The 6,242-nt window shown below is 33.0% G+C and carries 8 protein-coding genes; 5 read left to right on the top strand and 3 right to left on the bottom strand.

The window, feature by feature from the left end:
- Together GBO31_RS23165 and GBO31_RS23170 are read right to left on the bottom strand one after the other, a co-directional pair.
- A partial coding sequence (locus GBO31_RS23165; RefSeq protein ID WP_219011006.1) for a type II 3-dehydroquinate dehydratase occupies positions 1-101 on the bottom strand: 101 nt, incomplete at its 3' end.
- Positions 98-739 carry a porin family protein gene (locus GBO31_RS23170; RefSeq protein WP_219010998.1) on the bottom strand — a complete coding sequence of 214 codons (642 nt, stop codon included), beginning with the start codon at positions 737-739 and terminating at the stop codon, positions 98-100. The genes GBO31_RS23170 and GBO31_RS23165, both read right to left, overlap by 4 nt.
- A gap of 259 nt (positions 740-998) precedes the next feature.
- On the opposite strand from GBO31_RS23170, the gene GBO31_RS23175 reads away from it, so the two are divergent.
- From GBO31_RS23175 to GBO31_RS23195, 5 genes are all read left to right on the top strand, one after another.
- Positions 999-1,580, top strand: coding sequence for a porin family protein (locus tag GBO31_RS23175; RefSeq protein ID WP_219010999.1), 582 nt, complete (start codon positions 999-1,001; stop codon positions 1,578-1,580).
- Between the two features lie 192 nt (positions 1,581-1,772).
- On the top strand, positions 1,773-2,306 hold the full coding sequence (locus tag GBO31_RS23180) for a porin (protein ID WP_219011000.1): 534 nt from the start codon (positions 1,773-1,775) through the stop codon (positions 2,304-2,306).
- Positions 2,307-2,378: 72 nt separating this feature from the next.
- Positions 2,379-3,275, top strand: a complete 897-nt coding sequence (gene xerD / locus GBO31_RS23185) for a site-specific tyrosine recombinase XerD (protein ID WP_219011001.1) — start codon at positions 2,379-2,381, stop codon at positions 3,273-3,275.
- Positions 3,276-3,333: 58 nt separating this feature from the next.
- Positions 3,334-4,230, top strand: coding sequence for a hypothetical protein (locus GBO31_RS23190; RefSeq protein WP_219011002.1), 897 nt, complete (start codon positions 3,334-3,336; stop codon positions 4,228-4,230).
- Positions 4,223-5,170 carry a leucine-rich repeat domain-containing protein gene (locus GBO31_RS23195; RefSeq protein WP_219011003.1) on the top strand — a complete coding sequence of 316 codons (948 nt, stop codon included), beginning with the start codon at positions 4,223-4,225 and terminating at the stop codon, positions 5,168-5,170. The genes GBO31_RS23190 and GBO31_RS23195 overlap by 8 nt, the downstream gene beginning before the upstream one ends.
- Before the next feature lie 49 nt (positions 5,171-5,219).
- On the opposite strand, the gene GBO31_RS23200 is transcribed toward GBO31_RS23195, so the two are convergent.
- Positions 5,220-6,089, bottom strand: a complete 870-nt coding sequence (locus GBO31_RS23200) for an anti-sigma factor (protein WP_219011004.1) — start codon at positions 6,087-6,089, stop codon at positions 5,220-5,222.
- Between the last annotated feature and the right edge of the window lie 153 nt (positions 6,090-6,242).

The following is a 6,242-nucleotide window of genomic DNA, read 5'->3' on the forward strand; positions in this document are numbered from 1 at the left end:
AACGTACTGAAAAACTCCTCAAAAGATTGATTTCCGTAGATACCTGGTTCACGTTTCCCTAAAAGATTTAAATTAGGACCGTTTAATATTAATATTTTCATTCGTATGCTTCTCTGATAACTCTTCGGTTATTTTTAGTTTTAAATAGATATCCAACAGATAATTGGGCAACAGAATTTCTATTCGTTACATCCAAAATTCCTGGATCATTTACATTCGTTAAGCCTAAATTATATCGTAACTGGAAAAACAATCCGCTTTCTAACTTATAAGATGCTCCAAAAGCCCAACTAACATCGAGATCACGAAAGGAATCAAAAAAAGGATCATTATCCTCCACATCATCGTTTCCTACGGTTGTTAGTAATGAAAATTGTGGTCCCGTTTCCAAACTGAATTTTGGCGTCATATAAAATTTGGCTAAAATCGGCAAGGCCATATAATTTAAACTTACCTCTTGTTCCTGACCTAAGATATCCGCTTTATAACCTTGCGCAGAATACAACAGTTCTCCTTGAACATAAAATTTGCTTGAAACCGGATACTCTACAACAACCCCAAGATGTACTCGCACTCTTCCACTAACATCATCAGCATCTCCAAGAATACTGCTATAATTAACTCCTCCTTTAAAACCTGCTCGAGCATATAAAGGATCTTCATCAGATATTTTTTGAGCTTTTACAGTTATAAAACTCAAAACCATAATTACAAGAGCAAATATTTTTCTTTTCATCATACCAGAATAAGTTTATACTCAAAAGTAACTTTATTTTTTGTAATCGGATAGAAAACTATACCGAATATACACTCCTAATTCGAGAAAAGACACAACAATACTAAAATAGTAAAATCATAAATGTTAAAAATAAATTATGATTCCCTGATAATAAACAGGTTAAAAATACAAGTGAAAAACAATAAAAAATTTTAGTAAAAACAGAGTAACAAAAATGGTGGTAATGTCACTAATGGGTATAAACAAATAAACAAACATTATGAAAAAATTGATTTTAACTGCAATTGCAGTGTTCACATTAACTTTTGTTAACGCACAAGACGGAGGATTTGCAAAAGGTGATATTTTCCTTTCTGGATCTTTTGGATACAACTCTACTTCTACCGGAGATATTAAAGACAACTCCTTTGAATTTACTCCTAGAGCAGGATTCTTTGTTTCAGATAATATCGCAGTTGGGGCAAGATTAGGGTTTACAACTAGTAAGCAAGAAACGCCAATAACCGAAGATTTAAAAACAAACACTTTTAACGCTGGAGCTTTTGGACGTTACTACTTCACCCCATCTAACAAATTTTCAATCTTTGGGGAATTAGGTTTAGAATATGCTAGTTCTAAAACGGAACAAGGTCCAGGTGAACTTAAAATAAATGGATTTGGAGTAAATGTTGGTCCTGGAGTTAGCTATTTCTTAAGTGATCATTTCGCTCTTGAAGCATTTTGGGGAGCTCTTGGTTATGCTACTGCAAAACCAGATGTTGATAATGCGGAGTCTACAAATGCATTTACTTTTGGTTTAGATTTAGATGATATCAATTTAGGATTAGTCTACAAATTCTAAAACACATCAAACATATACAAACCCCATCATACGATTCATTATGATGGGGTTTGTTTTTTTAGTAATACCTTATACTTTTTTCGTATCCCCTAGTTTCAGGGGAATAATTGTTTAAAATCTACCTGAAAACAGTGATTATTTTCTGTTTCCTCTCTTATAGTTTTGTTCTCAACATTTAAACAAACAATTATCATGAAAAAATTTATCTTAACTGCCATTGCAGTATTTACATTCACTTTTATCAATGCTCAAGACGGAGAACAAACTTCTAAAGGAAAATGGCTTATCGAAGCAAATACTAACTTTGGTGCAGCTCATGCTGCAAACACTGGTATACAGTTTACTTCTTTCTCAGATGATGCTGGTTCTATTTTCAATATTGGATTAGAAGGAGGATATTTTATTATGGACAATTTAGCATTGAAAGCTGGACTTGGATATGGATCAATTAAAGCAAATTCTGATGCAGATGCTGTTGATAGATTTAGTTATAAAATTGGTGCAAAATACTACATTATTGGATCTATCCCAGTACAAATAGATTATAGTGGAGTTAGCACTGATGCGGATGAAGATCCTTCATTTTTTGGAGTTCAAGGAGGATATGCTTTTTTTATTGGAGACAACGTAAGCATAGAACCAGGACTACGATATAATTTAAGTTTGAACGACGATTTCTTTACGGATGCATTTCAATTGAACGTAGGATTCGCAATACATTTATAAAAAAGATTACTCCACAAACCTATTAAACCATTCTGATTAGATCGGGATGGTTTTTCTTTTTATATTAGGGCAATGAAATGGAGTCATGCGATAAAAGATTATGAACATTACCTCCGGATAGAAAGAGGACTTTCTGATAATTCTATTATTAATTATAGTCTGGATATTCAACGATTGCTAAAGTTTTTAGAATCACAAGATATTCAAACTACTCCATTAACTATAGAAAAAGAAATACTCCAACAATTCATTTATGAAACGGCTAAAGTTGTGAATGCCCGTTCGCAAGCAAGGCTAATTTCTGGTTTGAAAAGCTTTTTTAATTATCTAGTATTTGAAGATTATCGGGAAAACAATCCAATGGAGCTTATTGAAGCTCCAAAAATTGGAAGAAAGCTCCCAGACACCTTGTCCTTAGAAGAAATAGATACAATTATCTCTAAAGTTGATCTAAGTAAAGCTGAAGGAGAACGCAATAGAGCCATCATAGAAACACTTTATGGATGTGGTCTTCGAGTTAGTGAATTAATAAACCTTAAGCTTTCTGATCTATTCTTTGAGGAAGGTTTTATTAGTGTTACTGGTAAAGGAGATAAGCAAAGATTTGTGCCTATTGGAGAAGTTACTCAAAAATATATTTCTTTATATAAAGATGAAATAAGAAACCATCTTGCTATACAAGATGGTCATGAGGATACACTATTTTTAAATAGAAGAGGACGACAACTGACAAGAGCCATGATTTTTACGATCGTAAAACGTCTTGTCGAAAAAGCAGGAATTCAAAAAAATATAAGTCCACATACCTTTAGACACTCTTTTGCTACACACTTATTGGAAAATGGTGCCGATCTAAGAGCTATACAATTAATGCTTGGACATGAAAGCATTACCACTACAGAGATTTATATGCATGTGGATCGAAGTCATTTAAGTGAAGTAATTAACACATATCATCCCAGAAGATAATATGATGACTAACTACTTAAAAAAACATTTCATCATATGTATATTCTTAAGTACTTCGATGTATTCCCAAAGATTTAGTGCAGATGGTGGTGTTTTACTAAAAGCAGAAATCACTATTGGAAATCAAAATCAATGGYTAAAATTAGGAGCTTTTGGATTTGGCACTTTAAATTATGGAGATATTTCTGCAGAAAGTGGATTATCCATTGTTTCCTATCAGTTTCTTAAAAGACATACTGTTAAAAAGACTGGATTTGCCTATTCGTATGAGTTCTTTGCTTTAGCAGGAATTGGAAAAAACAGTAACCTCTTAGGATCTTCCGTTTCCAACATCAATACCTCATTAATCTTTAATCCAAATGGACAAGGAGGTTTTCATGGATTAGGGTTTGGATTTAGTAAAGACTATTTGCCTGGCAAACTAAAATCTTATGGATTAAGACGCGGAGCTTTTCTTATGAGATTTAGTAATTCTAATCACAATATTCATTTCTCATTTCAAAATGATTTCAGCATTGGTTTATTCAAAGGTTCTGGCACTGATTATGGAGTAACTGGTTCATTAGATATAGGATTTACCAACATCACGAATATTCAAACAATTCAGAAAATAGGATTAGGTATTGACTTGTTTACAGCAAGACCTAATTATAGTTTAGCACCTAGAAATCCAATTAATTCGGATGATGGTCGAAAAAATGTATGGTTTACCTTACCTCCATTTAAAGATCTTTTTTACGGAAACGTATATGGATATGCCACACATCAAGAAGATAACTATACTATCCATGCCAAACTAGGGTTCAATAGCCAAAAAGCAGGAGCTTATATTCAAAATATACTACACGACGGTTTAGGACTAAATCCAAGATTTCCCTGGCAAATTGAAACAAAGGATAAAATTTTTATCGAAGCATCAGGAAGTTTACTTTTAAATACAACTACAGATGACTAACAAAACAATATCTTTCTATTTGTGTACCCTATGGTTATTTGCTAGTTGTAATACTTATACCACATTTTACAGTAGAACTTATGATAAGATTCCTGAAAAAAATGTACCTACAATTCATCGCCTGGATTTAAGGAATCAAAATTTAACAGAGCTACCTAAAACAATTGATCAAATTAAAGATTTACGCATGATCGATCTAAGTAGCAATCCACAGTTGGATTTGGAGTTAGCACTAGAAAAACTATCTATTCATAATAGCTTAGAAGTATTGATATTAGATAGTTTAGATATTAAAACAATTCCTAAGTCCATAAAAAAGTTCAGCAATCTGAAGCAAATTTCATTAGTTCACAATCCAAATTTACGATTAGATCAAGTCATTTCTCAACTTTCGGAATTACCTATCGAATTTCTTAATCTAAAAGATAATCAGCTTACCAAACTTCCAGAGAACATTACATCTCTTAAACACTTAAAAGATCTTAATCTATCCTATAATTCTATTACTGATAGTAACACTTATATTTTCCTTGGAAGATTACCTAAGCTTTATTCACTATGGATCGATCATAACGAACTAAAGACAATACCGAAAACTATTGGTAAGCTAGCTCAAATTCGATTTTTATATTTAGATCATAATAGTTTAAGAGAATTACCAGATGAGTTAATAGACATGAAAAAATTATGGGTAGTCCATGTCGGATATAATAAGTTTACAGAACTTCCTTCAGTATTTGCAAGAATGAAAGTGCTTCTTATGGTTCATATCAACAATAACGATATTACAGAAATACCTAAGATTTATGAAACAGAAAAATATGCCTTAGCAGGATTATTGCTAGATAACAATCCCCTATCCAATAAGGAAATAGAAAGGGCAAAAAGAATTTTTAAAGGGTTCTTTTTACTTTCATTTGAGCAAAAACTATATGAATAAAAAAACTCCCAAAAATGGGAGTTTTCTGTATATAAATTGATTTTATCAATTAGTTCGGTCTTGTTGCTCTACCAGAAGGCATCGCAGTATTAGAAATCATCGAAACCGGATTTGCAGGACCTGTTGTTATTCCAGCAGTTCCGCTTAAAGGCTCAATAAAGAATGGTGCTGGATCATTATCTCCAAAAGGCTCTACCGTAATAAATACTCTTTTGCTTGCTACTGAAGCAGGAAACGCAAGTCCAGTTAAAGGAATTTGACTAGGAAGTACTAGAAAATCTTCTCCAGGAAAATCAGGTATCATCCCTCCAGAACCACTGAAGAAATTTGCATCATCTCTTGCATCTACCGCAGAAAATGTTCCAGTAGAAACTGTAATATTACCAAAATCTACCCATCCTTCATATTTCCACCCAGCAGCTAAAGTCGGTAGTGTTAGTCCTGCAGCGGATCCATCCATAAACCAAACGCCAAATTCATCATTATCAGCAACATCATCTGTTGGAGTAGCTAAGAAAAATTGCCCCGCAGTACTCGTTAAATCGGCAACAACAGGTGCAAAATTAAGTGTAGCAGAATTTGATCCATTAAAACTTCCTGTTAATATTTTTGCATCTGAAGGAATATTATCTGTATCCCCTACTGGTTCTACAGTTAGTACAAAATCAGTAGCATTTTCAAGATCAGATGCTAAAACAGTAAGATTTATAGTTCCTGTAGGGTTTGTAAATCTATTCGTAGGAACTGGCTGACCATCTACAATCAACCATCCTTGGTAAGTAGATCCACCAGTTAAGTTTTCTAAGCCAATTGTTTCAATTGTAACATTAGCTACTGGTGGTCCATCATCACTTGAGCAGGACACACCCAATAATCCTAAAGCAATTGCAGCAATTGCTAACATCTTTTTTTTCATCATTTGTTTGCTTTTTTAATTTAATTCTTGATAGTACGGATATCAATACTCAAATTAACTACAAAAAGTCAATAAAATTGTACGCTTTAAACGTTATTTTTTGACGTGAAATGAGGAATACTACGATTCTTGAGCAGATTGTTGTGGAATTGGTTG

Source organism: Aquimarina litoralis (assembly GCF_019295435.1).
In the GTDB taxonomy this organism is placed as follows: domain Bacteria; phylum Bacteroidota; class Bacteroidia; order Flavobacteriales; family Flavobacteriaceae; genus Aquimarina; species Aquimarina litoralis_A.

Coding starts and splice junctions, on each gene's coding strand:
- GBO31_RS23200 (WP_219011004.1), bottom strand. CDS start 6,089: ATGATGAAAAAAAAGATGTTAGCAATTGCTGCAATTGCTTTAGGATTA.
- xerD (WP_219011001.1), top strand. CDS start 2,379: ATGAAATGGAGTCATGCGATAAAAGATTATGAACATTACCTCCGGATA.
- GBO31_RS23195 (WP_219011003.1), top strand. CDS start 4,223: ATGACTAACAAAACAATATCTTTCTATTTGTGTACCCTATGGTTATTT.
- GBO31_RS23175 (WP_219010999.1), top strand. CDS start 999: ATGAAAAAATTGATTTTAACTGCAATTGCAGTGTTCACATTAACTTTT.
- GBO31_RS23170 (WP_219010998.1), bottom strand. CDS start 739: ATGATGAAAAGAAAAATATTTGCTCTTGTAATTATGGTTTTGAGTTTT.
- GBO31_RS23180 (WP_219011000.1), top strand. CDS start 1,773: ATGAAAAAATTTATCTTAACTGCCATTGCAGTATTTACATTCACTTTT.